At 40.7% G+C, this 26,156-nt stretch carries 20 protein-coding genes and 2 pseudogenes; 6 read left to right on the forward strand and 16 right to left on the reverse strand.

Going from position 1 to position 26,156, the window contains the following annotated elements; all coding sequences use genetic code 11:
* Positions 1 to 245 precede the first annotated feature (245 nt).
* The 3 genes and pseudogenes from OCV36_RS13355 to OCV36_RS13365 form a co-directional block, all read left to right on the forward strand.
* Positions 246 to 458 (forward strand): annotated as a pseudogene (locus tag OCV36_RS13355) (autonomous glycyl radical cofactor GrcA); the annotation flags it as partial.
* Positions 459 to 647: 189 nt separating this feature from the next.
* Positions 648 to 1,025, forward strand: a complete 378-nt coding sequence (grcA, locus tag OCV36_RS13360) for an autonomous glycyl radical cofactor GrcA (RefSeq protein WP_135458721.1) — start codon at positions 648 to 650, stop codon at positions 1,023 to 1,025.
* 226 nt (positions 1,026 to 1,251) lie between these two features.
* Positions 1,252 to 1,500 (forward strand): plasmid replication protein RepB, encoded by a 249-nt coding sequence (locus tag OCV36_RS13365; protein WP_135458719.1) that lies wholly within the window; start codon positions 1,252 to 1,254, stop codon positions 1,498 to 1,500.
* A 3-nt stretch (positions 1,501 to 1,503) separates the two neighbouring features.
* On the opposite strand, the gene OCV36_RS13370 is transcribed toward OCV36_RS13365, so the two are convergent.
* The 11 genes from OCV36_RS13370 to OCV36_RS13420 all read right to left on the reverse strand — a co-directional run bounded on the left by OCV36_RS13370 (position 1,504) and on the right by OCV36_RS13420 (position 17,773).
* Complete coding sequence (locus OCV36_RS13370; RefSeq protein WP_135458717.1) at positions 1,504 to 1,986, reverse strand: hypothetical protein; 483 nt, start codon at positions 1,984 to 1,986, stop codon at positions 1,504 to 1,506.
* An 8-nt stretch (positions 1,987 to 1,994) separates the two neighbouring features.
* On the reverse strand, positions 1,995 to 4,160 hold the full coding sequence (locus OCV36_RS13375) for a site-specific integrase (protein WP_135458716.1): 2,166 nt from the start codon (positions 4,158 to 4,160) through the stop codon (positions 1,995 to 1,997).
* Between the two features lie 22 nt (positions 4,161 to 4,182).
* Positions 4,183 to 6,606, reverse strand: a complete 2,424-nt coding sequence (locus OCV36_RS13380; RefSeq protein ID WP_135458714.1) for a hypothetical protein — start codon at positions 6,604 to 6,606, stop codon at positions 4,183 to 4,185.
* Positions 6,593 to 7,945 carry a tyrosine-type recombinase/integrase gene (locus OCV36_RS13385; protein WP_135458712.1) on the reverse strand — a complete coding sequence of 451 codons (1,353 nt, stop codon included), beginning with the start codon at positions 7,943 to 7,945 and terminating at the stop codon, positions 6,593 to 6,595. Before OCV36_RS13385 ends, OCV36_RS13380 begins: the two co-directional genes overlap by 14 nt.
* Before the next feature lie 1,186 nt (positions 7,946 to 9,131).
* Positions 9,132 to 9,872, reverse strand: coding sequence for an IS21-like element ISVch3 family helper ATPase IstB (gene istB / locus OCV36_RS13390; RefSeq protein ID WP_135459317.1), 741 nt, complete (start codon positions 9,870 to 9,872; stop codon positions 9,132 to 9,134).
* A 10-nt stretch (positions 9,873 to 9,882) separates the two neighbouring features.
* Positions 9,883 to 11,415, reverse strand: a complete 1,533-nt coding sequence (gene istA, locus OCV36_RS13395; RefSeq protein ID WP_135459315.1) for an IS21 family transposase — start codon at positions 11,413 to 11,415, stop codon at positions 9,883 to 9,885.
* Positions 11,416 to 12,025: 610 nt separating this feature from the next.
* On the reverse strand, positions 12,026 to 13,555 hold the full coding sequence (gene tnpC, locus OCV36_RS13400; protein ID WP_135459318.1) for an IS66 family transposase: 1,530 nt from the start codon (positions 13,553 to 13,555) through the stop codon (positions 12,026 to 12,028).
* Positions 13,556 to 13,614: 59 nt separating this feature from the next.
* Positions 13,615 to 13,968, reverse strand: a complete 354-nt coding sequence (gene tnpB, locus OCV36_RS13405; protein WP_076645428.1) for an IS66 family insertion sequence element accessory protein TnpB — start codon at positions 13,966 to 13,968, stop codon at positions 13,615 to 13,617.
* A complete protein-coding gene (gene tnpA, locus OCV36_RS13410) occupies positions 13,965 to 14,282 on the reverse strand; it encodes an IS66 family insertion sequence element accessory protein TnpA (RefSeq protein ID WP_017037717.1) in 318 nt (105 codons plus the stop codon). The genes tnpB and tnpA overlap by 4 nt, the downstream gene beginning before the upstream one ends.
* A 311-nt stretch (positions 14,283 to 14,593) precedes the next feature.
* Positions 14,594 to 16,816 carry a hypothetical protein gene (locus tag OCV36_RS13415; protein WP_210114719.1) on the reverse strand — a complete coding sequence of 741 codons (2,223 nt, stop codon included), beginning with the start codon at positions 16,814 to 16,816 and terminating at the stop codon, positions 14,594 to 14,596.
* 69 nt (positions 16,817 to 16,885) lie between these two features.
* On the reverse strand, positions 16,886 to 17,773 hold the full coding sequence (locus tag OCV36_RS13420; protein WP_135456271.1) for a hypothetical protein: 888 nt from the start codon (positions 17,771 to 17,773) through the stop codon (positions 16,886 to 16,888).
* 542 nt (positions 17,774 to 18,315) lie between these two features.
* On the opposite strand from OCV36_RS13420, the gene OCV36_RS13425 reads away from it, so the two are divergent.
* Entirely contained in the window at positions 18,316 to 19,455 is a 1,140-nt protein-coding gene (locus tag OCV36_RS13425; RefSeq protein ID WP_135456270.1) for a hypothetical protein, read from the forward strand.
* 763 nt (positions 19,456 to 20,218) lie between these two features.
* Here OCV36_RS13425 and OCV36_RS13430 read toward each other — a convergent pair.
* Genes OCV36_RS13430 through OCV36_RS13440 form a run of 3 tightly spaced genes read right to left on the reverse strand, consistent with a single transcriptional unit; the run spans position 20,219 to position 21,998 of the window.
* Positions 20,219 to 21,130: an AbiJ-NTD4 domain-containing protein gene (locus tag OCV36_RS13430; protein ID WP_135456267.1), complete on the reverse strand. Its 912-nt coding sequence runs from the start codon at positions 21,128 to 21,130 to the stop codon at positions 20,219 to 20,221.
* Positions 21,131 to 21,157: 27 nt separating this feature from the next.
* Entirely contained in the window at positions 21,158 to 21,682 is a 525-nt protein-coding gene (locus OCV36_RS13435) for a hypothetical protein (protein WP_104216229.1), read from the reverse strand.
* 25 nt (positions 21,683 to 21,707) lie between these two features.
* A complete protein-coding gene (locus OCV36_RS13440; protein ID WP_135456265.1) occupies positions 21,708 to 21,998 on the reverse strand; it encodes a hypothetical protein in 291 nt (96 codons plus the stop codon).
* A 680-nt stretch (positions 21,999 to 22,678) separates the two neighbouring features.
* On the opposite strand from OCV36_RS13440, the gene OCV36_RS13445 reads away from it, so the two are divergent.
* Both OCV36_RS13445 and OCV36_RS13450 read left to right on the forward strand, forming a co-directional pair.
* Complete coding sequence (locus OCV36_RS13445) at positions 22,679 to 23,524, forward strand: hypothetical protein (RefSeq protein WP_135456264.1); 846 nt, start codon at positions 22,679 to 22,681, stop codon at positions 23,522 to 23,524.
* Between the two features lie 141 nt (positions 23,525 to 23,665).
* Positions 23,666 to 23,836, forward strand: a pseudogene (locus OCV36_RS13450) (autonomous glycyl radical cofactor GrcA); the annotation flags it as partial.
* Between the two features lie 78 nt (positions 23,837 to 23,914).
* On the opposite strand, the gene thrC reads toward OCV36_RS13450, so the two are convergent.
* Both thrC and thrB read right to left on the reverse strand, forming a co-directional pair.
* Positions 23,915 to 25,198 (reverse strand): threonine synthase, encoded by a 1,284-nt coding sequence (gene thrC, locus OCV36_RS13455; protein ID WP_135456262.1) that lies wholly within the window; start codon positions 25,196 to 25,198, stop codon positions 23,915 to 23,917.
* Positions 25,195 to 26,151, reverse strand: coding sequence for a homoserine kinase (gene thrB, locus OCV36_RS13460; RefSeq protein ID WP_135456283.1), 957 nt, complete (start codon positions 26,149 to 26,151; stop codon positions 25,195 to 25,197). The genes thrC and thrB overlap by 4 nt, the downstream gene beginning before the upstream one ends.
* Positions 26,152 to 26,156: the final 5 nt, after the last annotated feature.

A 26,156-nucleotide genomic window follows, 5' to 3' on the forward strand; every position in this document is an offset into this window, starting at 1 on the left:
TAAACTTACAACAAATAAGACTGTTAAATATTTTTTATACTTTAAAATATTTTGTAATTAGTTTGTTTTCAAAGGTTTTATTGATTTACCTCAATATAATCACCTTTGTAAAAATATGGTTTTTGGTTGTTTTTTGACTTAAATCAATGTTAACCTTACTGATATTAGGTATATATTACCCAGCTCAATAAAAATCGAAAGTTAACACCATAATCAAACCACATTCAGTGGACTAGGAGATAGTTATGATCCAAGGTATTCAAATTACTAAAGCAGCAAACGATGACCTACTAAACTCAATCTGGCTACTAGATAGCGAGAAGAATGAAGCTCGTTGTGTTGTTGCTACTTCAGGTTTCGAAGCTGACCAAGTTATCTCAGCAGCAGACCTAGGCGAGTACGAAAGCCGTGAAGTTGCTATCGAAGCAGCACCACGCATCGAAGGTGGTCAACATCTTTAATATTGGAAAGCCTAACTACTAAAAAGTATGACTTAATCGCATCAAACCCTTTCTCAACAATGGATTTGATAGTCATAAAGAGAAAACAATCTCATATTTTTTATTAGTCATGTTTTTTAAGAAGTCAGCACTTAGAGTCATGCTTTAAGTCATAAAAATCAAATCAAAAATTAAAAGGAAATCCATATGATCCAAGGTATCCAAATCACTAAAGCGGCTAACGATTCTCTACTAAACTCAATCTGGTTGCTAGATACAGAAAAGAACGAAGCACGCTGTGTTGTTGCAGTTGAAGGCTACGAAGCAGACCAAGTAGTTCCATCAGCAGATCTAGGCGAATACGAGTCTCGTGACGTTGCAATTGAAGTTCCAGCGAAGATAGAAGGCGGGCAACATTTGAACGTGAACGTTCTTCGACGTGAAACTTTAGAAGATGCAGTTGCACACCCTGAGAACTATCCTCAGCTTACAATTCGTGTATCTGGCTACGCAGTTCGCTTCAACTCTCTAACTACAGAGCAGCAACGTGACGTTATCGCGCGTACTTTTACTGAATCTCTATAAGTAGTTAGGTAGAATTAGAAAGGCGCTCAATGCGCCTTTTTTTATGCCCACAGTTTACTTTAGTCAAATAACCAAGGTACTACTCGATATCTAATTTTCATTCCTCAATACTTAAAAAAGAAATGAATATCAAAAGGGGGATTTGATGAATCAAAATCGCATATTGATTTACTACTGTTCTTCTCGTATTGTACTGTTATTCTTGGAATTATTAAGGTAAGTTTGAATGCAACAAGCGGAACTAGAAATTAGATTTGAAGCAGGTGAATTAACTAAAGCTATTGTGATTTCTGAAGCATTTGGAACAGATTGGAATCTAATGCTTCAAGGAAAAAACAAATCAACACAATACATCGTTACTCCACAGCGTGGCGATGAACCACGAAGATTCAAAACCATCGATGCAGCAGCAAAAGTCGCACGCAAAATTGGCTTTATTGAAGTATCCGTAAAGTTCTCAGAGCTAGCTAGATAGGCACTACTTATGCCTATATTCACTTATATTCGTGACACCTCCGTTCAAAGAGGAGTTATAAACTGACTTGATTACCTCCTCTCTTTCATTAATCGGTATTTTAAAGAACAAAGCTGTTACTGTTTGATGATACTCAGACTGATACTCTTTTAGGGTCTTTTCCGCTTGCTCTGCATCTTTTTTTTCACGGGCGATCTCGACTTTTAGCTTTCTATTTGAAGCTTCCAATTTATTAACCTTTTCAGTCAAGCTAGCCGTATCATCTGAGCTACTATTGTAACTAAGACTAACTCCCTCTATCACTTTTATAATATCAGGATGATGACGAAGGGCACCAGCAGATAGCCCAGCTTCCTTTTCAACATTTGACTTATTTAGTTTTACAATTGCTTTATTTTTCAAGTTCTTATGCGTATAGGTCTGCTCTTTAATTCGAGAAATTGCATCGAGCAATGCTTTGTGAGAAGCGTCCTTATTACGTGCCATGCTTACCTCTATATATTATGTACAGGGATTAATTGCGATATACCATGTGGAACTTCAAAGGCTTCAAACGGGAAGTTTAGATCAGACATAATTTTCTCTGCTGAGCGTATATCCATTACATACTTCGAAGCTGAGCTGCCATTAAGCTCCCCTGACTCCTGCAAAACCAATAGATTTCTCATTGCTGTCATACGTATAGATTCCGCTGTGCTTGCATCTTCAATAATGTCCCAGCCACAATCTCTACACTCTGAAAGGTCGATTGCGGATCTCATTGCACACTGCCTCTTTGTGCAATACATCCCCTTTCCAATCGCATGGATATGTACTTTGCCAGTTTTAATTTCCTCTTTCCAAAACCTAGAAGAGAGCTTTCTATCATTGATTCCTTGTTCAAAGAAATTTTCATTCTCAATAATTTCCTTTAAAAGACTTTTACCGAAGCCTCCTGCCAAGCGCTCTTTATTTGCTAGTTTGTTATAGGTACGAGCTAACGCCTTAGCCGAACGTTCAGTTCTTTCTTCTTTAATCTCACCGTAAATTTTCTTAAGTGAGTGTGCATTTCTTGCATACCAACGTGTCATAGCGATGGATATATGACCCAGCTGCTGCTTTAACTGAGGGAAGTCCATTAACTCCAGACCAATCAAGTAATAAGCAAAACTTCTGCGACATTGATGGTTTGTGTAAGGAAAGCTATCACCAATTTTAGGGAGACAGCTATGGTCTGGATTAGATGTCCGAAGAGCATCCAAATCATTAGAGTTTAAAAAAAATGTATCTTTATATTGACGCTTTATGGTCTCTCGAATTGTTTGTCCTAATCCGACCTTCTCTATGGGTCTAGGGTGGTACACCTCTGTTAAAGCAGCAAAAAAACTACTGTTAGAGCCTTCCTTAAAGCACTTACGATAAGGTCTATGGATAGCGTTGAGAACATGAAAAGCCTGAAAACCTGTGCGATTTGTTATATAGACATCATCGGCAGTCTGAGAGTCTAGCGTCAACTTCTCCTGCTTTGTCGTAAGCGCATAAATGGTATTTGTTCCTATCTTTATGTGATCCTGAGCACCGTACACAGGAGACATTCTATAAAACTCACTAATTCTCATTCCACTTAATGCCATAGCTAGAAAAGCCGAAGACGCCTGTAAGTCACGGATATAATCAGAAAACTTAGAGCGCTGATCGAAATATCGAGAACCAACTATTACAGAGAACTCTTTCCAAACAACCGACTTATTACCTTGATAGCTTCCAAATACACAATCTGACCAAACATCTTCCCAACTTGCATCTTGCATATTATCAACAACTAAGACCCCGCTAGTCTTAAAGTGAGATTCAATAATCTCAGTCCTATTTTTATCAACTATGACTGTCGATAAGGCTAATTCACCAGTCCTAACCTTCATCATCAGCTCGGCTTTAACCAATTCTGAATGAGCAAGGTAATCCTCGACCGACTTCTCTAGTTGAATTCTATTTTTGTATGCTTCATTAACGCCCGAAATCGCACTATTCAGCATTTCAAAATAAATTCGGAATGGGATAGCAAAGTGCTGATTAGCTGGCGATAGCGCCAAATTAAAATGCTTCGGCTGCAACGATTTGTTTATCTCGATCTGGATAGGTAATGGCTCTTGGCACTGAACTAGCCTGTTAATAGCAGATAAAGTTTTATTACCCTTATCATTTATATTTAAACCGCTCTCTTGAAGTTGAAATATGGCATCTTCATCGATATCCGAAAAGCTAGTAATGCCTAAATCTGTAGCATATTTGGCTATCAGAGTAAGCTTCCCAACCGTATCAACAATCGATAAATACGAGTATTTACCATACTCAGTTAGCAGTTCCACAGCAGCAAAGCACTTGATTTCATTGCGTATATTTCTTGGTAAGATATAACCATCAAAGCCCTTCCTTGTTGAGTGGTTGAATAGCAAACGTTGTGTTTGATAGCCGTCACCAATCTGGCTTAGATCCCATACATTTTGCTTAAACATCACTGGCAATTTAGAACCACTAATTACCATAAGAGACTCCAACTCATCCCAATTTCCACGTTCAATTGCTGGCAAAAGTACATCATCAATATGGTCGGTATCGATATCCTCAACAAACTCTTCAAAACTAACATTTGCGCCACTTACTGTTTTAATAGTTTTCATGTTTTAGTGTTCCCCATGTAGTCTATGCATACAAAAAATAGCGACCATTAGCCTCTAACAAAGCCTCTGCTTCTTCCAGAACCTCATCTGATATGTTTTGAGATAAAATCTCTTCAAATGATTCGATTCGCTCCTCCAACTCCTCATTTTCAGGATGAAGATCAGCAGCATCCATTAGTGACTCTATAAATGACAAAAGTTTATAGACCTGATTAGGTTCATCGACCAACTTGGCATTAAGGCACTCATAACATTTATCAAACTGATAGCAATGGAGTTTTGATGAGCCATCTATAACTCCCATTGTTTTAGCCGCCGACTGAGCTAGTTTATCCTCTTTACCTTCAAAATCTGGCTTGCCATCACAGCAGATACCATTGGGGTTACTAGGCTTACCTCTTTTCTTGTATTCATCAAAAGAGAGGATTTCAATTTTCCAATTGTCCTTGACCTTTTGCTTTGCTTCTTCAAGCTCCACACCTTTAATAACCAGCTCAATCACATCTAGTGCTTGTGCAATAATCTCATTATTTAGACCCTGATGACCGTTGGCATAGTGTTCTTCAAACACTCTTTTAGAGTTCTGTAGAACTGCCATAGCAGAGGCTTCAGATCCATATCGATACTCGTTATCTGCTACGGTTTTACGGAATTTTGTAGAATTTAATGTACAGAAAAAATGACTAGGTGTAAGTCCTATCTCTAATAGAGATGAACGGCTTACGGGGTGCTGCTTAAAATGCCTAGTTTCACCGATCCGCCCTTGTGGAAATAGATATGGCACCCCCTTAGTAGGTTCCACATTATATTTCGAGCAATCAATACTTGATTTTGACGTGTACTGATTGCCTTTGATCCGTTTTCTTTGGAGGGGGTTTCTTCCTACAGCCCAAGCTTCGATTCTCTGTATTGTTGATAGAAACTGCTCATCTGCATAGAAGCTAATTACAGAGTTTTGATGACTGGCTGTAGCTATTAATGACGAAGTACATGTTACCGTTGACTTCCCATTGTCATCTATCGCGGAATAGAGGAGAGGTAGTTGCGCATATCTTAATGATTGGGATGTAAAACACTGCATAAATGCGACTGATAAGCGGTGCATTATTGAGGTGTATTGATTGCTGGTAGGTTTATAATATTTTTTAGACTTTGAAATACGTCTAACCCCCTCATCATCAACAACCCTTTTGACCACTTCAACATAACTGTGCTCACAAAGTGAATTAATGCTCTCTGCTAGCCTTTCAGCTAGCCCGATGCGCTTATCGGAATAAAGCTCTAACTTTCTAGGAATTCTGTCATTTTGGAAATCACTTTTAAACTCTTGACACAAGCCTTCAACACTTAATTGATACAGCAACAAACCGTGCTCATCAGGGTTAAAAATAGATGACAGCTCCAACAACATGTTCAGGAACGCAGCCCCTGTACGCTTATCTACTCGTGCAGAGACTCCTTCTAGTTCAGATTCACCGATAACACCTGTAACCTCCTTCCCTGCTCGCCCCTTAAAACCTTTTATGACGGCATATTTAGAAACTTTTCCTTCGGCCTTCTCCGTAACAAAGTCAATTGGTCTTCTTACTGATGTAACTACAGAGTCATTGAAAGCCGTATAATGACAAAAGAGGTAATAACCTACTTCCATTATGAAATTAAAAACTTCAGTTAGGGTCATTCCCTCTAGAAACATCAGTTCCACATCAAGAGTTTGTTTTTTTGAGTTAAGTGTGGACTGGGCTAGGCTATAGACGATGCCTTTTGAGTCCTCTGAAGAGCGCCCCAACTTATGCTCCGCAATTAAGATAGGAGCAAGTAAGAAAAACTTGTTATGCAAGCGCCTAAGTACAGTTTCATGTTCATTTTTGCTGTAATTTTCGAGCGCTTTTTTATTCTTTCCACTAACTGAAAAGTCTTTCAACCCTTTATCCCACTCAAAAACATCTAAACTCAGTTGAGAGAGTGCATTCTTTATAAGTCTCTTAGTGCCAGCGGCAGTTTTCTCTGAAATACCAATTACCTGTCCGTCATCGTACATATAGGGTTGGGCATACTGGCGCTCTGCGGATTCAACTAATCTCCACATATAACCCTTCGCACCAAAATATGACTTCCATGATTCCTTAGAGAACGCTTCAAGTTGTTGGTTATCAGCATTTCGAATGAATGATTGCAAGGTGAGATTAAGTTGATGTGCCGAGCTAGTCCTACCTAGCTCAACGTGACTTTTTATCTGCTGTTTCAGCTTATCAATCACTGTAAACCTTGCACTGCACTCAACCTGCGGCTGATTAAGATCAGCAAATAGATGGTCTAGACATGCAAGGTTAATTTCCCGATTTGCGCCTTGCCTTGTGAAATTTATAACATCATTGTCATATGGAGATTCTTTTCTATTATCAAGGTCAGAAACGTATAAATCCGAAATGTTACTTTTCGCCATGAGCAGCCTCCTGTGCTTCCTGATTCCTTCTCAATGCGGCTTCCCTGTTGAGCTTTAGGTCTTTTAAAAAATCGATATAAACCATAGTGTCTGTTGATTCGCTGTGTCCCATAAGGCTTTTCAGTTCGCTGAAAAAGAAGTCCAATGGCAAGTCAGAATCTCTCACTTTTTGCAGTAGAAAATCTGTTGCAAAAGTTGCTCGTAAATCATGGAACTTGTAGTACCAAGTTGTGTGAACAAGTCGAATTTCAGATCTCAGATCTGACCAAATTCCTTGAATTGTATTTGGGTGAATTGACCCTAGGAGAGTTCTATTACTGAGAAATAAGCGGGGCTCAAACTGGCTCCCCTCGGACAGCTTGCCTAACGAATCAACTATGCTTTGTCTACCTTCTGAAATCTTATAGTCATAGAGTACTGTCATTAGAGATGCTGGTATTTTAGTGACTCTTGAAAGGTCATTCTTAGTTTGGACACCATTTGATGTATTTAGCGCTAGTTCGCACTCGACCTCGCCTAAAGATGGTTGATAGATTGCCCCTTCATTCAATGAGGCAACTTCTTTAACTCTAAGCCCTCCTTTGTAAGCCAACTCAATCATTAGTCGATTACGCACCGAAAACTCAACTCGATGTATATAAGTGTCGAGAACCTCTAATTCATACTCTGGTAATGGCTTCAGTTTCTTATGTGGTGGGACTTTTGCGGAGCGAGGGAACTTATTCATGACACTAGTTGTTTGAACCACAATCTCATGATTTCTTTTTGTGTGGCTCAACATATCTACATTCTTGTTAGATTTACGAGGTATTCGCTTCAGTGTGAATTCAAACGGTTTTACTTTATCAGACCAAACTAGTACACCTTCTCGATTCATCCATTTGTAAAAATCGACAACAAATCGCATGTACGTCTTCGCTGTAGACAAGGCGAGCTTTAACCCTGCTTCATGATCACCTATAACACACCGAACGAGAAAATCAGCAAATTCACACCCAACACCATCAGAAGGATCTGCAAATACATCCCTGTAAGACTTATCTGTTAAATCAAGCCATCGAGTAAACATCAGCAGGGCTTGGGCACGAGTAGCAATAGACTGGGTCTTACGAGCGTAGACTGTTAGATAGAGGTTTTGTGGGTATACCAATTTACCTAGAGAAGTAACGATCTGAGGAAGTTTGTTTTCTTTTTTCTTAGAGCGAGATGGAGCATAAGGCTCAATCTCACCTTCATCATTAACTCTAACTTTTAATTCTGGGTATAAATCACAGTTAAGAGTAGTGAGAGCATAGGAATAATATCCTTTACTATCGGCCCCCTCATTTCTATTAATCAAAAGTTGTTTACCACTGAAGTGGGAAAGTCATTGACCAATGGCAGCGGTAAAAAGGTTGTACTACACCAACTTGAATTTTGGATAAGGGAGACTTGAATATTAATCACTCGAAAACTCATTAGATATGAAATTACAGTCAACATATCATAATATAGCTTCAGCAGCAATATTTCCAACTATACAACACAACAAAGCAAGGGTCAAGTGTTTTATTACACAAACTTCAAATTAGAGCGTAGGCGACTAAAGAAAGCTACTTATTCACTTACAATAGAGTAGGACAAAGGTATGGCATAGCCCATTAACAAATTCAATCATGTGTGAAGCTCCCTTATGGTGCATTTCACTACTAAACATAGTTATCCATTTACCACAATGTTGATGAGGATAGCTCAAGATAAACGGATGAATTGGAGTTAAACTCAGAGATAATCAAGCAGTCCAATCCTAAATAAATAAGTAACTTAATCCTAAATAAATAAGTAACTGTGGTTGATTGGAAAACTTGGCCGCATCATTCGAGTACCTTGATGAGAGGAAATAACTCAAAAGGGCGCGATTTTCTACCTACTTAATCAACAAAGCTCATAATGAGGGAAAGTGTGCTAGAAATCATTGATAGATATGGCCATAAATGCTCAATGGGAGCCACCCCAAATGCAAAATGAAGGTGGCTCCAGATGCCCAATCCGAGCAAATAAAATAAAATTGTTTAATAAACAAAAATTTAAGTATTGGGTCATTTCGAAATTTCATTAAGCTTTCTTTGCTAACTTTTATGAGTAAATACAGCAGTGCTACTAATGCACTGAATAACATCTACGACGCTAATAAAATTTGGCTTGAATTGCCCCAATGTGTTGATCTAACAAACTATGTAAAATTCTCACGCTAGTTCATTTATAAGTCCTGAATCATACTCTTATTATGCACCTACTCGGGTAAATAAATGGTAGTACTCACCCCTCGTACTACAAAACACAGGCAATAACAAAATTAGCGCGCAATTCTATTATCTTGCTTTACTATCAACAACTTATGCAGCAACTAAATCTTGGTCACTAGACCTTAGTTATGAGTATCTAACATCTCATAACGGTGGCTGTTTGCGTATTTCGGTGATTGCGATCGCTCGTTTCGGTTTATTCCGATCACCTGATCCTACCGTTTTTCTCTCTTCTTATTTTTACTCTAAGTGATCGGATTGCGCCAGTTTTCTCATTGACTCACCTCCCAGTTCTATTCTATGACTATTGTGTACTAACCGATCCATTAGCGCGTCCGCGACGGTGGCGTTGCCGATCATGTTGTACCACTCCCTTACAGGTAACTGGCTGATGACGATTGTGCTGCTGTTTTGATAACGCTCTTCCAGCACTTCTAATAAGTGACCCGCATGCTCTTGAGTGAGTTTTTCCATCCCCCAGTCGTCGAGGATCAGTAAGGTTTTCTTAGCCAGCGATTGGAGTTGCTTTTGATAGCTACCATCCAGACGACCAGCGGTCAGGTCGTCAAGCAAGCGAGTTAATCGGTAGTACTTAACCGTTTGTTGTTGGTCACAGGCGCTGGTTGCCAGTGCGCAGGCAAGATACGTTTTGCCTGCGCCTGTTGGGCCTGTAACCAAGATGTTCTGGTGTTTGTATAGATAACTGCCCGTCAGAAGTTCGCTCATCTGTTTACGATTGAGGTTTCGTCCCTCCTTATAGATGAGTTGGCTCGGCTGCGCATCTACTCTCAGCTTGGCTTGTCGTTTTAAGCGTTGGATTTTGCTCTGATTGCGATTCAAGATCTCGCTTTCCAGAAGTAGGCTTAGCCTTTCCTCGAAGTCCAGTTCTGCGTAGGTGGTCAGTTGCTCTTGCTGCTGCTCTAATGCTTTCGCTACATGGCTCAAGCGTAGGGTTTTGAGTTGGTCGTTCAGTGCATTCATATCCTTTCTCCTAGTGATAACTGTTCGGGCCACGAACATTGCTATGAACAAGATTTGGCGTACTCGTGTTGTCTTTACTCAGTTGTCCTTCACGATTGTTTTTCAACAAATTGCTGATGAAGGTGTAATTGGATTTTGTCAGCATCAGCGCATCTTTACAGGCTTGCTCTAGGCGCGATTCGCCATAGGTTTTACTGAGGCTGAGCAAGCCAAGGCAGGAACGATAAGACTGCTCTGGATGAGGCTTGGAGTTCAGCATCTTATTGACGACTTCTCGTGTGGCTGGGCCGATATTGGCTCCCCAGCTAAGCAAGCGCCCTGGCGACCACTTCTGATGTTGATGGTTGCTTGGCATGTGCTCTGGTTGGGTGCTGTTTCCTCGCTCTCTTTGGCTACGTGGATGCTGGGCCACCAAGTTACCTTGATGGTAGATCTGCACCAGGCGATTAGAGGCTTCCAACTCGACATGGTGACCAACAAGTTGATGGGGAACCGAGTAGTAATGACGGCGATATTCGATGTGATAGTCAGGGCCAACTTTGGCTCGTTTAGTTTCGGTATACAGGTAACGCTGCCTAGGCAGTGGCTTTAATGCAGGTTTGTCGAGTTTATCGAACAGCGCTTGGCGGCTGGCGCCATACTGTTTCATCTCACGCTGATTTAACTCATTCATGAGTTCACGGATGGCGAGATTCAACTCTTTAAAAGTGTGGAAGGCTTGGTGTCGCAACCGCATCATGATCCAGCGTTCTACTAGGAGCACGGCATTCTCTGCCTTGGCTTTGTCTTTCGGTTTGTAGGGGCGAGCAGGCATCACGGCTGTTTGATAGTGATTAGCCAGCTTTTGATAGCTGTCGTTCAGTCTCGGCTCATAACGATTGGCTTTGGTGACTGCGCTGCGTAGGTTATCGGGAACTAAGAGTTGTGGTACGCCACCGAAGTGTTCGAACGCATTCGCATGCGCCTCTAACCAGTAGGGCTTCCCTTGGCTGGGGAAGGCTTCAACATAAGTGTAATTGGACGCGCCTAAAGTCGCGACGAACACCTCCGCTTCGCGCACTTCGCCTGTGTCAGGGTTGACCACCTGAAGCCGAGGCCCACAGTAATCGATAAACAGTTTATCACCTGCAACATGAAGCTGGCGCATGCTGCGTTTTTGGGTTTTGAACCAACGAGTGAAGTGCTCGCAGAACTGAGTGTAAGCGTAAGCTTGCTCTTGATATTGCTCATGATACTCCTGCCAGAGCAGCATCTTTGTCATACCTTTACGCCTGAGTTCGACTGCGTATTGAGTGAAGTCTGGCATAACTTTATCTCGACTGACTTTCTTGCCGTGATACAGCGTCTGTGTGAGATCTGCATCGCTGCAACTGTCGGGTAGAGGCCAACCAAGTTGGCTTTGTTTAAAGCGAGTAAGGAGTTCTGATACGGTGGACGGGCCGAGTTTAAGGCAAGAAGCGATACCACGATTTGAGAGACCGCAGTCGTATTTAAGGCGTAATACCTCTTTGATTTTGTTCATTGGAGTTCTCTTTTTGGCCATTGTCGCTTCCTTTCCTTCTTGTTTAAGAAGTAAAGAATAGCGAGCTATTGATTTAAAAGAGAAAAAGGAAGGATTTCGGCCATTACGATCGCGGTTTTCGCTATTCCGATCACCGATTTCGGAGTTTGACTAAAAGTGATCGGATAATCGCGGAATCAGTGATCGGTTTAAACCGAAATGGGTGATCGGATAATCCCGAAATGACTGATCGGAATGCTCCGAAATATGCACTGTTGGCTGTTTTAGTATGAATTAGTATCGAAAATACTAATTAGTAAATGAAATACTGGAGAGTTTAAAAACTGCTTAATTTTATCGACTCAAAAATTCAGAGTCATGCTTTGTAACGACAAACCACACCCCACAAACAAACGCAACCACCTGCTAATCAAGGAAGTTAAACACCTAAGTAGGCTTGATAAAAACGCGTTTTTTTCCAAGTTACGGGGCGTTTTTTTTGTGACAAATGTCACTGTCAAATTATAGTATTGCAAGCTCATCTAGTAACAATGGAAGAAGATAAGCATCAGTAGTGTCAGCATCACTGAACTTATGAGCCGCTCGTTGATAGTTTGTTGGTATCCGCCCCATGAACCCACGGGGCGACTTGTCAGTGTTTGAAGTTCCAAGGCAGGAGTGCGTCGATATCAGGCTCAGCTTTCGCCAGCTCTTTCATGCACTTGACCATGTAGTCGTAGAGGATAAGACCGTTGGCTTTCGCGGTCTCGATGATGCTGTAAAGCATCGCGCTCGCATCAGCACCGTTTGGTGTGTTAGAGAACAGCCAGTTCTTCCTGCCAATGACCAGTGGTTTAATTGCGCGTTCAGCGCGATTATTATCAATAGATAAGTGACCATCGTCGATATAACGAATAAGCTTTGACCACTGCCCAAGCGTATATTTTATCGCTTTGCCTAGTGGGCTAGAGCCAATCACCTTCTGGGTCGTCATCCATTGGTAAAGCTCATCCAGTATCGGCTTGGCAAGCGCTTGACGCTCTGCTTTTCGCTCTTGGGCAGGCGCACCTTTTAAGCGTGATTCTATCCCGTAGAGTTTTTGGATTTTAGCCAGCGCCTTATCAGCCTTGCCTGATTTACCTTTCCCTTGAAGCTTCTTCGCATCCATGAACTTGCGACGAGCATGCGCTAAGCACCCTACATTGGTGACGTGATGCAGACCATCATAAGCCGCGTAGCCATCGGTTTGTAGATAACCGTTGTAGTCACCTAAAAAGTCCACGGGACACGCCCTCGCGCGACTGTTTTGATAGTCGTACAAGGCAATATTTTTCACATTCGGCAGTGCCGATTCGGGTGAGTCAGCGCCTGAGCAGTAGAGCCACATATAACACTTCTTCTCTTCTTTGAGCACATTGAGCGGCGTTTCATCCGCCTGAACCACCACTTGTTGAAGCAGGTTATCCTTCAAGGCCGCATACAGCGGGGCGAACTTCTCACTGACTTGGATAACCCACCTTGCCATGGTGGTGCGTGATAGCTCGATACCCGACTGGGTAAACAGCGATTCTTGGCGATAAAGTGGCATCGCGTATTGGTATTTGCCAAGAATGATGTTGGTCAGCAAGCTTTCTGTGGCGAAGCTTTTAGGGATGAGACTCTGAGGGGATGGCTTCTGAACGATACGGCTGCTGTCACCTGTTTTCTCGCACTGGCGGCAAGCGTACTTAGGACGAACATATTCCAACACTTTGAGTACCGCTGGCGTGAACTCTAGCTTCTCGCTGCGGTCTTCACCGATTTTATGCAGGCTATGATTGCAGCAAGCGCACTGCTTTTCATGGTCGTCTACATCAAGTTCGATAACCTCACGAGGCAAGGTCTTAGGCAGAGGTTTACGTTTACCGCGCTTTTTCGTTGTGGTCGTGGTTGTCACCTCAACCTCGTCTTCTTTAACGGCTTCACACTCCGCTTCGTTGAAGAGGTCACCTTGTGATTCATCGTAAGGCTTTAATACCTCCGAGCGTTTCGCGAACTGACGGTCGAAGGCGAGTTTGAGTTGTTCAAGCAGCGATTGGCGCTCTTGTTTCCACTCATTTTTCTCCGACATCAGAGCAGCTACCATCGCTTGTAGCTCGGCAACATCTTGGCTTTCTGGGTTGATATTTGGCGTCTTTTTCATAGCATTGATTATACTAAAATCGTGCCGTTAACGCTTGGAGAATAAGGCTTTATTCTCGATTAACTCATTGTAAAATCGTTTATTTTGATGGGTTCGTGGCCGATAATTGTGAAGCCTGAAAGCAGTCTATCAAGCTCAAATTGAGTGAGGGTAAACACCTGATTTTTCTCTTTTGAAGGCCACTTATACTTGGCTTTTTCAAGGCGTTTATACCAGAGGGCGAAGCCTGTTTTATCCCAGTACAACACTTTAATCTTATCGCGCTGTTTATTGGTAAACAGGAACAGCGCACCGCTGCCAAGAGGCAAGTCAGTATCATTTTCGATAATCGCTGTAAGGCCGTTGATGGACTTTCTAAAATCGACGCTTTCACGATAAAGGTAAATGTCTGGAGCGCTGAGCATACCTTTCATGACAACGCTCCAATGAGTTCAGCAAGATAGGTGGCTGGCGTGCCTTGAGGAATGCTCAGCTCCACATCATTGATGAGAAGTGTCATGTTCGCCGTAGCTATCTGGGCCTGATACTTGGTTGTCTTTTCAACGATTTCGGCTCTAACAAATCCGACAGATTCCGATTGGTTTGCTGTTTGGAGTTGACGCCGTTTGGCGAAGAACGTGGATAAACTCAGTCCATGCTCTTCACAAAAAGCGCGTTGAGTAACACTGCTACTTTCATATTGTTCAAACAGTGATTGCCATTCTAGGTTGGTGCGTCGTTTTGCCATTTCAACTCTCCTTTGGGTTGGAGAGATGATCTTATTCTTCGTGCTGAAAGATTAGAATGCGGTGTTCATGACACGCTTACGTTTGTTGGCATTGTAGATTTGGAGCTTGTTGATAAGAAAGAACTTGGCTACGAGGATGCGGCATAACACGCCTCTGAACAAGTCTGAGTTAGCGAGATTAGGATTTTGTTAGATTTGATACGACGAAAGGGACACACACCATCAATAGAAATGTGTGTCACCTTAATAGCCGCTAAGGTTTTGCCCGAAGTTCTTTTGCCAACATCCAGTTTTAGCTAAACCGACTCCCATTACAACTCAATAACTATACTTTCCGGTCGACCTAATTGAGAGTAATACATTGTTTCGGTTAAGCCTATATCCTGAACTGTCATGTCGACCGTTTCTATCGGCTTATTAGCAACTTCGCTAATTAACTTTAAAGATTCATCATACCAATCTGGATGATTCGTATTTATTAAGTAGCTACACTGAGTATGTAGTTCCGTATACTCTTCAGGTGTAATCCATTTCAGCTCGTCTCTAAACAACATTAAAAAATCTGTGCAAAAGGACATGCGTAGAAAGCCAGTAATAAATGTACGCCATGTTAATACATCTACTCTCATTTTCTGAATAGCCTTTAGAAAAGCGCTTATTCTATATACTAATCGACCAACAAAAATGGCAGATTTAATTGCATTTACAGGTAATAATGTACCCAGTACAGAGATACTACCTCTCGCAAGAAATGAGTTTGCAACTGATGCATGTGATCCGGCTAATGCTGAAGTTAAGCATGCACTCAGAATAATAATTGGTGGTGATATTATCGGCAGGTGCCAAATGTCAACTTGATCACCACCAATTTGTAGCCAACCATGTGAATCAGCCCCTCCATGATTTCCATGGCAATCCATTATTAAAATACTTCCTTTAATTTCGTTGAAGGCACTTACAAACTCGTCTTCAGATCCCACATCTACAATCGTGATTTCGATGTCATCAACTAACTTTGAGTAATGAGTTAGTGCCTCTTCGAGTTTATATTTCAAAGGATCATGTTCTCTAAATGAACGGATTACAGTGATGTTTAGCAACTCATTTTGTTTAACGGTAACATTGGAAAAATTAGTACAATTTTGAAGAAACAGGTTACCCGGTGTAGTAGGGATTTTAGATGTTTCATGTGTGAACATGAGTGGTATTCGATCAAGAGAAACCCAATCTAGATGTATGTCTGAACAAAGTGTGATTGAATTAGAATTTTGAACGATAAAATCAATAAGTGGCTCATCAATCTCCCCCCTCATTTTTTCAACCAAATCTTTGAATTTTCGATCAAGCTTTCTTTTGGATTTATCTGTACCAGAAGAAACTAAGCTTTCAATATCTTTAAAATTACCATGGAAAAAATTTAATGAGTTAGCTAGACGAATTGCTGGCACGCAATAAGAAGTACATAACATATTGATCGCTGCCGATGACAAACGTAATTCACTCTGTCTGGTTGAAAGTATCATTTGAAGGACTTTGTTTTCAAAAACTTGCTTAACATCTTCTTTGTTGAAGTCTTGCATGTTAATTCCGGAATAAGAGTTATTTCTAAATACTCCGTCAATTAGAAAATCTCGGGATTTCTTATTTTTTAAATCTCTTCTAATTCTGTTCCAGAACTGATCTTTGAAGTTATACAGGTGAGTAAAAATGCTAGGACAGTATAGGACTATGTCTGATTTTAGTGATGTGGTTTTATACTCATTTGTTAAGGAAAGAACTTTTTGTGAGGTATCCAGAATAGCTTCAATGTATGGTTGACGTTCATGACTTCCTTGTAAGACATTTGTACCTGAGAGGCTGTAACCAAGTGAGTATAAGACTGCTTCATTCGCATTTGAAACAGCATGGCTATACGATTTTTGGTCCAGTTCTATCAGTTGAGTAGTTCTTGCTACTCTTGATGATAAGAAGTCTTTCGACTTTTCATTTAAGTCGCCATTTTCTTTTAGTAAATTGAATCTTTCCGAAATTTTTTCATCCAAAAGAAAAGGAGTAAATTCATCCCCTAACACAATGTCGCAGATATCTGACCAGCCCACGACTAACAGCGGATATTTTGAAGCTTTACTAACATCCTTAACATACTTAGCACTCTCTTCATCTACGCAGTAACAAAATATAAATGGATGAGCTTGAAAGACTTCAAACCATTTTTTAAAGGAGATTTTATCAAGCAAAAAATTATTGCTTACAGATAAGTTTATGCGATGTTGTATGAGCTCTTCATGTGAAATGAATAGTTCATTTGCTGAAGTTGGAAGTATGCTCATGTATTCAAGCAATCTAGAGTGGTGACTAGAAATCAAATCGATCAAATAGCCTTGAAAAGGCGATTGATCTTTAATGTCTTCTGATCGCGGCATTATCAGCACATGCAAAATCGAAGTTTCAACAAGGTTAGGATACATAAATAGCGCTGTAAAACTGTTAAAGAGTTCTATCTTATAGGTAACGACAACTACTTGATTATCCAATTTGGGATTATTCTACATATGTCATAAAAAAGTACTGAATTTCATTGCATTTCAGTATTCGAATGAAGTTTAGCTACCTTGAATGCGTAGTTTGTTGATACTTAAAGTGATTTCAGTAATTGCAGCCTTAAGTACTTGTAAGCAAATCTTAGCTGTATGCTCTCTTGGCGTGAAGCCTGATGACATTTGTTGATAAGGGTGAATATAATTACGAAAATCCCTCAAAGTATGTGAAAATTTATGTGTATCTAGCTGAATTAGCTCTAAGTCTTTTGCCACATCAATAAATGCGGCGAGAGTCCAGTCATGAAACGGTTGAACTTTACCTTCACGATTTTTGGGGGAAGACTTCACCGTGTTAAATGCTCTCGGATAACTAGAAGCTAACCCAAGAAAAACCCCTTCTAAAGTACTACCAGCGATTAGAATCGTAGAAAGATAAGCTGCTGAACTATAAGTTTTTTCAATTTCATCTACTCGTTTGTTCAGTACGTCAGTTACAGTAGGGTCTAAGCCTAAATCAGAGATAGTGAAACCGCTAAACTCACGACGTAAAAAGTCAGACTCAGACAGACTATTTGATTTCACGCCCCCCTCGTTTAACTTCACTTTATGAAGCTTCTTGAATGATATTTCAGCTTCATTTCTAACAACTTGCCATTTGTCAAAAACTAAATACTGGTTAAGATCGGCAATCAAGCGATCCAACTCGTCAATACGGCTAATAAAATTGACGGGATTGAATACTGCTTTAATGCACTTATCAAGTTGAGGTGTTCCATTGATTGCTTCTAACGAATCGTCTGTATACTTCCAACGAGAAGGGAAACCTTGTCCATAAGAATGATTGAAACCTAGACCATTGAAAAATTTAACCAAATTTGGCCCAGAACGATACTCAGTCTCTTCGTTTATTAAATCTCGAAGTTTTTCACTCGTTTTACTGCTGATGATCATTCAAATTCCTCCAGTACATAACGCGTCTTAGACAGCGAACCTACATCTTTTGTATCGTTATAATGCCCCCTTTATTCTGCTATATCAAAAAAATCAGTGTGTTAATGACGACTAGAGCAAACTAGTTCGAAAGTTGTTGCTTAGGTAGGATACAGGGGACTTTTTTACGACCTTTAGATAAGTTTAAGCAGGGTAAATCTATTGTATTGCAATATGAATGAACTTTTACTCTAACTTGAAAGGGGGCAAAGATTTGTTAGCGATGATCGCGCTGAGAGGTTTCCGGACAGAAATCATTTAAATTCGATCGCCTAAATACCAACCACTACATTAGTTTATGTGTGCTAACTTGCGCCCCCCCCACCACCTTAAGTACGAAAGAGTTTCGCAATCTACAGTCTCTAGCCACACCTTTAATTCCACCTAAATATCTGTGATAATTACAAAAATCTAGTATTACTAAGGCTTGGGGAAAGTCCCAAAATAAATTGCTCACCTACCAATTTGGGGCCTTGTAATTTGAGTAAAGGTACGAAGACAGTATGGATAAGGACACAAACTTTTTTACGGCATCGCAAATAGCTAGGTCTATTTCGATTCCATTCGCTGATATAGAAGAGATGCTAGACCCCTACATATACTTCAAAGGCCTAATTTTTAAAGGTGACAAAATCAGTTATGTTGACGGTTATTTTATAGTCCACAAAACTGAAGTCGTTGGTCCCCAATTTACCCTAGAGGAAATCGAAAGTGGCTATGCGATCTGTGATCCGGATATGCCAGTTTTTAATTTCGTAGTTGAGGTTAAAGGCACAAAATACAGCAATAACGAGGAATTAATTGGGAATGTTTACCTACTAAAAACTAAGACCGAGGTAGAAGATGAAGCGTTGTTCTCATATGAACAGCTTTGCAAAATAGCATCAGAAATTGGATACCCTAAGCCAATCGAAAAACTTCAACTTCTCGCAAAAGACCATGCTTATGATGTGAAGGTTATCAACCAAAAAAGTAACTTTACTTTAAGTGCCGCCGCAAAAATAGCTGCGAATATTGAACCTACGACATCAATAGAAATGCCATCACAGAGGTACTCATACAATCACTACCTTGAACTATTAAGCGACTGTATAAAAGGAACAAATCAACATGGATTTAAATTGCATACAGTAGAGCTTTGGACATCATGTAATGATGAGTTCGGTGAAAGGTATTCTAAAAATTACAAGAATGGAACGTTACTAAAACAGCGAGCAGTATTGGATTACGAGCTTACAATAATCTCAAAGCAAGAATTTTTAAGATGGTCTGAATATCAAAGATTAGATATTGGTTTGGATTATCAACCTGAAAGCATAAGCAAGTCAGTTGAATTACTAGAGATGAGACTTTCTGAATCAGAAGAGGAAATTTCACGATTAAGAGATTTACTCATTAATGAAGATTCGATGACTCCAGAAACCACAAATAATTCATACCCGCCTGAATTACAAATAGCTATTGATGCTTATGAAGAGCTATGTTTAAACGAAGCTACTCCTCCAACAAACAAAGTAATACAACACTGGCTGAAAGCAGAAAGCAAACAGAGAGGAATCACCCACAAGGATGGTTCTGATCAAGTTCAGGGATTGAGCCAAGTAAAACTAGAGCGAATAGCTTCAATGATCAAATCTAGGTAGGAGAAAAACTAGGGGTAACCTAGGTAACCCCTAGCCTTTTAACAGGTAACCCCACTTGCCTAACCTCCCCTCTAATAAGTTTTAATTTACCTAAATCGACCCACAACAGGCAAAGGTAACTTATGATTGATTTGATAAAGGTTTTAGCCGAGCTACCTACAGAAAACCTTCTGCTAATAACACTGATAATTTATATTCTCAGTGAACGGAAGAACTCATAGAACTGTAACCGTTGAGTCGTAAGAATCAACATATACGCAACGTAAAGTAGTAGCCTCTGTATTGGGGATAAATGGTTAAAAGGATTGCTAGATTCGTTATTTATGTATTAGCTCACGTATTGAAAATTTTCACTCACAAGAAGTTCGGCTTTTGATTGACTGCAATCAACTGATTTATATAATGTGCAAATCAGTGCAGTCAGGTTGCCATCACCATTGCGACTGCTCGTAAACAAAATAGATGGCAAAGTCTGAACTCCTCTTCCTGACTCTTCATGAGACTGAGAGGAACGTATTTGAGGAGTAGCCTATGGTGAAACGAGATAATGCGGGTTCAGCATCCTTACCAAAGCTCATCACTGCTTTTGGGGGATTGTTTGTAATTTTGGTTGCAAGCTTTGAACCCGTTACAGCTTTTGTGTGTGCATTGAGTGCGACAGGGTTTCTGTCACGCTTATAGGGTTGGTAAGGTAAACCCGCTCGCTAGCTCAACAGCTAGCGGGTAGCCCTCTCCTTACTATACTTACTTAGACTACCCTGATTTACTCTAGATTTTTAGCCAGCAACAACATTAAACTTGCAAGTCGATGAAAGAGATATTCAATATGACTGCTATCAGTAAGTTTAATCTGGCTTATCTCTGAGTGACGAATGAAGAATGCGTTTCCTATATTTGTCAAAGCCTTAGCTTCTGCTTCTAGTTCTGCTCGAAAATCAGGGTCAGATGAACAGTTGTCTAGTAAGGTGGCAAATGATTGCTTTTTTCTTTTCTCTGGTTCAGCGACTGTCTTTATGCGTTCAAAAGCGTCCCAAAGCTCTTTTAAGGCTTCATACCTAACTCGTACGTCAGTATTACAAATTTTTCTATTTGCATGCTCAAGTAGGTCATTTAGCTCCTGCTCAGATGTTTTCGGAGCTTGTTGAATAACAGAACTTAGAGCCCCACTCATAACCCTTTTAATTTGGCCGTCAGCTAGTAGCTCATAAGCCAAACCATTTCGAGTGAAAATGGTATTAACCTTCTCTAAGAAATCGGCTCGTCCAGTTGTACGATCAAACGAATCTATATGGTGATGCCTATAGTACGAATGATAACTTCCTTGTGTAGGCTTAGATACATTTGCGTAGCAAAACTGTACTAAATCTAGTGCGTCCAAATAGTTAGGAACAAACGGGACTTTTTTATGCGACCAACCATCAGGATTTTCGTCTTTTTCTGTAACAAGTGGGTATTCAATTCCCAATATTTCAGCTTTTAGAGCAAAGGTGAACCCTGTCTCATCAGTACCACAGCACCCTTGTCCATCAAGGCAAAGCTCTGGAAAATTTTCTCCAAAATATCCCGTATTGATTAGCTTTTGAATTAAAGCAACGAGCCCACACCAAACATTGTGCGGAATCTCATTGTTTGTTCGAGGCGTAGTACCTCTTTCTTGATCACTAAAGTACTTCATAATTGCCTCAATTTAGTTGACGCCTTGTTAGCTTTCATTTTTCGATTGATCAATTAGATCATTTCTCCACTCTGATACTAAGTCGGAAAGTGTTTTATAACCATATTCTGAGTCAATTAACCCCTGAAATTCATTTATCAGAAATTCACAGTCCATTGAGAATGCTGTTAGAACACGTGTAGTGTAATTATCAGGCCAAGTATCGCTCCACTCATCTCGGTGCTTGAAATAATTGGCAGTACAATTAACCATCTCTATTAGAGAATAACCCTGAACTTTTACACGGTGATTTTGATATGCTTTTTCTTTGGTCAATTTATTGAGCCCTAAGCTGACTCGGATTTCGTTAATATCTCGTAAGCTACTGATGCAGTAAGCTTGAGCTGAAACAAGCAAAGAGCCGTAAAGAACTTCACCGTATTCGTTCATCCACACCCCATCGAACCAAGGTTCAGTGCGGTTCCTCTCAAACAACTTTGCGATACCTGCTTGGATCGTTTCCTCTACATCGATTAATGGGCCAAGGCCATAGTCAACCTCAAAAATATTCATATTGCTCCTGAATGCTAACGCCTTGTTAGATACTCTGGCTCAGTCCGATGTTACGCCTCAACACAGAACCAGACTTTATAAGGCTTTTCTTGGAAAGTAACTTAGGATGTAGTTGGTCTTCCAAATAGTCTGTAGGTAAACCCGTGTCTTCACGAACAACCCAAGAAGCATATGGTCGCTTTTCACCTAAAAACTGCTGTCCAACAGAGCGAGGTAATACTCCCAACACCTCAGCAACAGCGCCATAAGTAGCACGCACTTCAATTTCATTTAGGTAATCCAGTATTTTCAATACTACTTCTTCTTTTCCACTCATAATGCTTGCCTATATTTATGATTTTTTCGACTCTAAATCATTGTATATATTTCAAGAGTACTTGCTGTTTTTGGAGTGTTTTAACGCAAATGCCTAACAGCTGAATATGTCGATGTTGGATGTTTATCACATCCTTTTCACCCCAAGCATACCTAAATGCTGGATTGAATATACGAAGGTTTTTGTGTTTGTTCTGTGTGCCATGTTGAAACATTAGCATAGATAGGGATAAATCAAGCTAGCAGTTTTCTTATTGAAAAAGGTCTAACAAGCTTTGGGGGGAAAGTGTGCTAGGAATCATTAATAGAGGTAACTCCAGATGCCCAACAAGAGTAAGCTGAAGGTTCTTTAATCCATTTGTAAACAACAACTTAATTATTAGTTCACTACGAAGTTTTATTGACTTTTCTTTGCCCTATATTGATGAGTAAATACAGCTGCGCTACTAGGCATTGTATGTCATCTACGACGCTACTAAAGTTTAGGTCATTTATAAGCTCTGAATCGAAAACTCACGCAACCAAGGTTTGGTGACCAAACTTTGGTTGCGTAATAAGTGTATGATTCAAAATATTTATTATACACCTGATCGGGTAAAGAGATGATAGTACTCTCACCCACGAACAACAATTGACAATACCATCAACAACTGGAAGTATTGGCCGCTTTTTGAGGGCAAAATGTCGATCCCAACGAAAAATCATCTCCTATCTTCAACGAATGAACCTATTAGTGAACTATTGTCCGTTAAAGCTACAGATCCAAATTTAACTCCTTATAAACAGTCTGCTCTGAACTCAACTTGCCCACAGAAGCTGATTCATGGATCTAGAGTCACGCATCGTCATCTAGCTAGTAATATGACCACAGTGCCTTCAGTTTTAGAAGAATTGGCGTGGCGATTACCAAATGAGCCCATCTCAAAAGCCTTCAACGAATTGATTTATGACGTATCGCATCCCAACGAGGATGAGCTAAAGTTTCGTTTTGAATACACAGCTCTTAGTTCTGCCGAGAAGTATCAAATTATGATGTTCTCAGATCTACCTATATTGATCGCGCTGCTTTTATTTTTGGACAAAAAGCAAGCATATCGTGGTGGTCTCATTATGTTTACCACAGAGGAGATCCTTATGTTGACTAACCCACGTATAACCAAAAATTTTGAACCTAGATATCAAACAATCAATGACAGTTTGTTGCGTATTTTGAATACCAAAGTTGAGTTAATCACTTCAAGGTTGAGCAGAGATCATTTAAAGCTTAATTTTATAAGATATCAAACTAGTGAGGGCTCTCCTCAGTCTCTAATGACATTTACCTTAGTAGCCGACCTAGATGTTTTCCATCAACTACTAAAATCAATATTCACATACGTATCGAGCTGGAATAGTTTGACTGGTAGTCAACGTCATAACCTGAGCCTCGACTATGGCGAATCATTTTATGATAGCGAGTTCTCGCAGGAAACGTCATCGATGAATCGTAAGATCAACAATATTTATCGTGCATATATTAGATCATAATTTGGGAGCACGGACACTCAATCAACTAAGATGAATAAAACTTAAAATCTCTATATGGTTATCTTCATCAAGAGAACATAAGTCATGATTTTATAGATCTATATAAACAATATTTTAAGTCATACTGGAGTCGCAACGTTACACCTAAACGTTAACGTTCTTAAGCGTGAAACGCTAGAAGATGCCGTTGCTCACCCAGAGAACTACCCACAGCTAACGATCCGTGTATCGGGTTACGCTGTACGTTTCAACTCTCTAACAACTGAACAGCAACGTGACGTTATCGCACGTACTTTCACTGAGTCTCTATAATTTTTAGAACTTAGATTAGAATACAAAAACGGCGCTCATTGAGCGCCGTTTTTATTTATTCAACAATACAGATAAACGTTACGGTTGAACTCGGCGAAGTACCGTTTTCAGAGCGTCAAAGTCATTGTCTAGATCTTCAGATAACAATTCCATCACTGCGTGCTTAGCCAATGGGCCTGGCAACTCAATATCAGTCCCTAGAATTTCATCAACCACTTCTTTGAATTTAGCCGGGTGTGCAGTACACAAGAACAGACCAGTTTCGTTCTCTTGCAGTTGCTCTTCCAGTAGACGGTAAGCAATCGCACCATGTGGTTCACATAGGTAACCCTGTGCTTTTAGATCACGTACTGACTCAGCACTTTGCTCATCAGATACCTTACCTTTACCCAATGTATCTAAGCCCCAACCTTTCAGTTGGCAAAGCTCTTCGATACGAGGCCAGTTGTTTGGCTGACTTACATCCATAGCGTTTGAAGTCGTCGCAACCGTTGGCTTTGGATCCCATTTCCCCGTTTCAAGGTAACGAGGAACCGTGTCGTTTTCGTTAGTTGCTGCAATGAAGCGTTTCACTGGTAAACCAAGAGCTTTAGCTAAAAGGCCAGCCGTTAGGTTACCGAAGTTACCACTTGGAACAGAGATAACAAGGTTTTCACGCTGCGCTTTAGTTAGCTGAGAAGCCGCTTCAAAGTAGTAACAAATTTGAGCCATTAGACGGCTGATGTTGATTGAGTTTGCTGAATTTAAGCCAATCTCTTTACGCAGTTCAGCGTCATCAAACGCATCTTTCACTAGCGCCTGGCACGCATCAAAGTCGCCATCAATCGCAACGGTGTGGATGTTCTTACCTAGCGTACAGAACAGTTTTTCTTGCAGCGGGCTGATCTTGCCTTTCGGGTAAAGAATCACAACATTGATGTCTTTCATACCGTAGAAAGCATGCGCAACAGCAGCGCCAGTATCACCTGATGTTGCCGTTAAGATAGTGATTTGACCACCATCAGAAACAGCGGCTAAAGATTGAGCCATAAAGCGGCCGCCAAAATCTTTAAACGCGAGTGTCGGGCCGTGGAAAAGCTCAAGTGCGTAAACACCGTCTTTTACTTGCTTAATAGGTGCAGGGAATTGGAACGCCGCATCCACTAATTGATCAATCAGTTCTTTTGGTAATTCATCGCCGATTAAAGCCGACAGAATCTTTGAGCTACGAGGGACAAAATCCTCTGCTAGCAGCGCATCGATATCATCGAACTTAGGCAGCTCTGATGGGAAAAATAGACCTTGATTACGGCCTAAACCTTGACGAACAGCTTGGCTAAAAGAGACTTGTTCGTCATTTTCTTTGATGTTGTACAGCTTCATAACTCACTTCCTGTAACGATCGAACCTTGCTTATCTAAGCGACAAACGTGAACGAATCCTTCTTCATTTTGTACGTAATTTTGTTCTAACCAGCGTGCTACACGCTCGGCGACATCTTGTTCTTTGCAAATGCTAAACAGAGTGGGACCACTACCAGAAATTCCAGTAGCCAATGCACCGGCCGACGTTGCGTATTTACGCGCATCAGCAAACCCTGGAAGCAGTTTCTCACGATATGGTTCCGCAATCACGTCTTTGATCATCTTCGCTGCGAGTTCAGGTTGGCCTGAGTGACACGCGTGGATGAAGCCCGCTAAATGGCGACCATGAGCAATCACATCTTGGCGACGATATTGAGATGGTAAGATTTCTCTCGCTTCAGCAGTTGAAACCTTAATACCTGGATAAGCCATTACCCAATACCAGTCATCAAAACACGGTACTTCTTGGCTAATGATGCCTAACTCTTCAAGCATAAGCTGCACACCACCGAGGTAACAGGGTGCAACATTATCGTAATGTATGCCGCCTGAAATCTTACCTTCCATTTCACCCATGAGGGCAAGCAGTTCAGTTTCATTCAATGGCTGACCATGAAAACGGTTTAAAGCATCCAATGCAGCTACTATTGAACATGCGCTTGAACCTAAACCAGAACCGATAGGCATGTTCTTTTCTAGTGTCATCTCCAAAGGCTTAATAGAAACGCCTTTCTTGTCTAACTCACGAGAGAACACAACCCAACAGTCGTAGACAATATTTTCTTTGGTTTCAGTCGGCAACTTAGAAACAAAGCTGCCCGATGTTTTTAGTGAGAACGATTCCTCACCGGCTTTAACCATTACTCGGTCACCCAGTAATGTGCCGTTGATTGGAGACACTGCAGCCCCCAGAACATCAAACCCTACGCTGACATTACCGATTGATGCAGGAGCATAAACGACAACATCCATATCAC

It is taken from the genome of Vibrio echinoideorum (assembly GCF_024347455.1).
In the GTDB taxonomy this organism is placed as follows: Bacteria; Pseudomonadota; Gammaproteobacteria; order Enterobacterales; family Vibrionaceae; genus Vibrio; species Vibrio echinoideorum.

What these genes read in the sequence shown, in the direction of transcription:
- grcA (WP_135458721.1), top strand. Translation starts at nt 648, where the DNA reads ATGATCCAAGGTATCCAAATCACTAAAGCGGCTAACGATTCTCTACTA.
- OCV36_RS13365 (WP_135458719.1), top strand. Translation starts at nt 1,252, where the DNA reads ATGCAACAAGCGGAACTAGAAATTAGATTTGAAGCAGGTGAATTAACT.
- OCV36_RS13370 (WP_135458717.1), bottom strand. Translation starts at nt 1,986, where the DNA reads ATGGCACGTAATAAGGACGCTTCTCACAAAGCATTGCTCGATGCAATT.
- OCV36_RS13375 (WP_135458716.1), bottom strand. Translation starts at nt 4,160, where the DNA reads ATGAAAACTATTAAAACAGTAAGTGGCGCAAATGTTAGTTTTGAAGAG.
- OCV36_RS13380 (WP_135458714.1), bottom strand. Translation starts at nt 6,606, where the DNA reads ATGGCGAAAAGTAACATTTCGGATTTATACGTTTCTGACCTTGATAAT.
- istB (WP_135459317.1), bottom strand. Translation starts at nt 9,872, where the DNA reads ATGAATGCACTGAACGACCAACTCAAAACCCTACGCTTGAGCCATGTA.
- istA (WP_135459315.1), bottom strand. Translation starts at nt 11,415, where the DNA reads ATGGCCAAAAAGAGAACTCCAATGAACAAAATCAAAGAGGTATTACGC.
- tnpC (WP_135459318.1), bottom strand. Translation starts at nt 13,555, where the DNA reads ATGAAAAAGACGCCAAATATCAACCCAGAAAGCCAAGATGTTGCCGAG.
- tnpB (WP_076645428.1), bottom strand. Translation starts at nt 13,968, where the DNA reads ATGAAAGGTATGCTCAGCGCTCCAGACATTTACCTTTATCGTGAAAGC.
- tnpA (WP_017037717.1), bottom strand. Translation starts at nt 14,282, where the DNA reads ATGGCAAAACGACGCACCAACCTAGAATGGCAATCACTGTTTGAACAA.
- OCV36_RS13420 (WP_135456271.1), bottom strand. Translation starts at nt 17,773, where the DNA reads ATGATCATCAGCAGTAAAACGAGTGAAAAACTTCGAGATTTAATAAAC.
- OCV36_RS13425 (WP_135456270.1), top strand. Translation starts at nt 18,316, where the DNA reads ATGGATAAGGACACAAACTTTTTTACGGCATCGCAAATAGCTAGGTCT.
- OCV36_RS13430 (WP_135456267.1), bottom strand. Translation starts at nt 21,130, where the DNA reads ATGAAGTACTTTAGTGATCAAGAAAGAGGTACTACGCCTCGAACAAAC.
- OCV36_RS13435 (WP_104216229.1), bottom strand. Translation starts at nt 21,682, where the DNA reads ATGAATATTTTTGAGGTTGACTATGGCCTTGGCCCATTAATCGATGTA.
- OCV36_RS13440 (WP_135456265.1), bottom strand. Translation starts at nt 21,998, where the DNA reads ATGAGTGGAAAAGAAGAAGTAGTATTGAAAATACTGGATTACCTAAAT.
- OCV36_RS13445 (WP_135456264.1), top strand. Translation starts at nt 22,679, where the DNA reads ATGTCGATCCCAACGAAAAATCATCTCCTATCTTCAACGAATGAACCT.
- thrC (WP_135456262.1), bottom strand. Translation starts at nt 25,198, where the DNA reads ATGAAGCTGTACAACATCAAAGAAAATGACGAACAAGTCTCTTTTAGC.
- thrB (WP_135456283.1), bottom strand. Translation starts at nt 26,151, where the DNA reads ATGGATGTTGTCGTTTATGCTCCTGCATCAATCGGTAATGTCAGCGTA.